1 protein-coding gene is annotated in these 2365 nt (G+C 71.2%); it reads right to left on the bottom strand.

Annotation, left to right across the window (positions count from 1 at the left end; genetic code table 11):
• A partial coding sequence (locus AB0G02_RS35535; RefSeq protein WP_360803439.1) for a PQQ-dependent sugar dehydrogenase occupies positions 1-2073 on the bottom strand: 2073 nt, incomplete at its 3' end.
• Positions 2074-2365: the final 292 nt, after the last annotated feature.

Below are 2365 nucleotides of genomic sequence, written 5' to 3'. Positions count from 1 at the left end.
GTTGGCGATGCTGTCCTGGTCGCCGCGGGTGCTGGTGGTCAGCCACAGGCCACCGTCGGCGGAGGGCTCCACGGTGCGCAGCCGCCCGTAGGTGCCGGTGAGGTACTGCTCGACGTTGGTGAGGCTGTCACCGGAGATCTCGGCGCGGTACAACCGCGCCCCGCGCAGGCAGGCGATGTAGAGCGCGTCCCGGACCACGGCGATGCCGCTGCACGAGCCCTCGGCCACCGGGTAGGTGTGCTTGGGCGGCACGAAGCCGGGTTGGTCGCAGGTGCCGGTCGTGCCCTCGCAGGCGGGCCAGCCGTAGTTGCCGCCGCGGACGATCAGGTTGGTCTCGTCCATGACGGAGTTGCCGAACTCCTGCTCCCACAACCGGCCCCGGGAGTCGAACGCCAGGCCCTGCGGGTTGCGGTGGCCGTAGCTCCACACCGGCGTGCCGAAGGGGTTGTCCGAGGGGATCGTGCCGTCGCGGTTGATGCGCAGCACCTTGCCGGCGAGGTTGTCGAGGTCCTGGGCCCAGTCGCCGTTCTGGCCGTCGCCGGTGGCGATGTACAGCGTGCCGTCCGGGCCGAACCGCAGCCGGCCGCCGTTGTGGTACTTGTTGCGCGGGATGCCGGTCAGCAGCACCTGCGGGGTGCCCGCGAGCGCGCCGTCGGTGTAGCGGATCCGCACCACCCGGTTGTCCGTCGTGGTGGTGTGCATGATGTACAGCCACGGGTCGGCGGTGAAGTCGGAGGCCACGGCGAGGCCCAGGACCCCGCCCTCGCCGTCGGTGCCCGCCACGTTCGGCACGCGCCCGACGGTGGTCTTCGTGCCGGTGGCGGGGTCGAGGCGGACGATCTCGAAGGCGTCGCGGCGGCCGTAGAGCACCTGCCCGCCGGGCAGGGTGGTCAGGCCCCACGGCAGGTCGGTCTCGGAGGCGACCTTGGTGACCGAGCACAGCGCCGTGGCGCAGGAGGCGCCCGTCGTGACCGCGACCGCGGCGCTGGCGGCCGAGCGGTTGGCCTGTGCGTCACGCGCCCGCACCTGGTACTGGTAGCGGGTGTTCGCGGTCAGGCCGCTGTCGGTGAACGACGTCGTGGTCGCGCCGCTGGTCGAGCCGACCTGGACGCCGTCGCGCAGGATCTCGTAGCCCGTGACGCCGACGTTGTCGGTGGCCGCCGTCCAGCGCACCGTGACCGTGGTGCCCGACGCGGTCGCCGTCACGCCGGTGGGGGTCGACGGCGGTTGGGTGTCGGCCTGGCACTGCGGCGCGGTGATGGTGACCGTGGGGCTGGCCTGGGAGACGTTGCCCGCGGCGTCGCGGGCGTTGACGTACAGGCCCCAGGTGGCTCCCGGCGAGACGGTCAGGTCGGCCGACAGCGCCGTGCCCGGCACCGCGACCATGTGCTGACCGTCGTGGTAGATGTCGTAGAACGCCACGGCGACGTCGTCGGTCGACGCCGACCACGACAACGTCACCCCGGTGCACGTCAGGTTCGAGGTGCGGGGGTTGGCCGGCGCGGTCGGCGCGGTGGTGTCGGCGCCGAGCTTGACCAACTGCCACTGCTGGTTGGCGCCGCCGATGTCGGGCATCTGCCCGACCCGCGCGCCGTCGGTGGTGGCGGAGTCCAGCACGTCCACGGCCTTGCCGCTGGCCCGGTTGAGCAGGCGCACGTAGCCGCCGGTGGAGTCGGCCAGCCGGAACTGCTGGCTGGAGCGGCCGGCGTCGGTGCTTTGGGTGAGGCCGGTGCGGTCGGCCGTGGACGAGAAGCCCAGGACCTTGTTGCTGTGCTTGGACTTGACGCGGTAGTAGCCGCCACCGGAGTCGACGAACTGCCACTGCTGCCAGGCGCCGTCGTTGCGGGTGTACTGGGAGATCCGGGCGCCTTCGGCGGTGGACCGCCCGTACACGTCCAGCGCCTTGCCGCTGTTGCGGTTGACCAGGACGTAGGAGGCGTTGGTGTCCACGGTGGCGGCGGACGCGGCGGGTAGTGGGAGCACGACACTCAGGCCGGACAACACCACGACCGACACCGCTCCGAGTCGCAAGCGGGTCAGGGTGTTCGTCCTGGCCGCGAGGGGTTCTCGCATGGGGTTCCTCTCCGGGGATGCAGAGCGAAATCGCCTTGTTATCGCTAACAGGGAAAAGCGACATCGCGCCCCGTCGATGGCGGTCGACGTGCGCCGAAGCGGCCGAGCGGAGGTGGTCCTAGACGCGGAAGTCGGCGGTCACCGAGGCGGCCGAACCGGGTCTTGGGCGGAACAACGACGACCCGGATCGCGTTTGTGCACGTGACGCCATGCTTCGCCTCCTTGCGAGCAGGTGCGTGGTGCTCATGCCAGGTGCCGGGTCAGCACGACTGGGAGCGTTCCCAGATCACCG

It is taken from the genome of Actinosynnema sp. NPDC023658 (assembly GCF_040639995.1).
GTDB lineage: Bacteria > Actinomycetota > Actinomycetes > Mycobacteriales > Pseudonocardiaceae > Actinosynnema.
The sequence above is the reverse complement of the archived record's forward strand: the minus strand, read 5'-3'. Positions and strand labels throughout refer to the sequence as shown.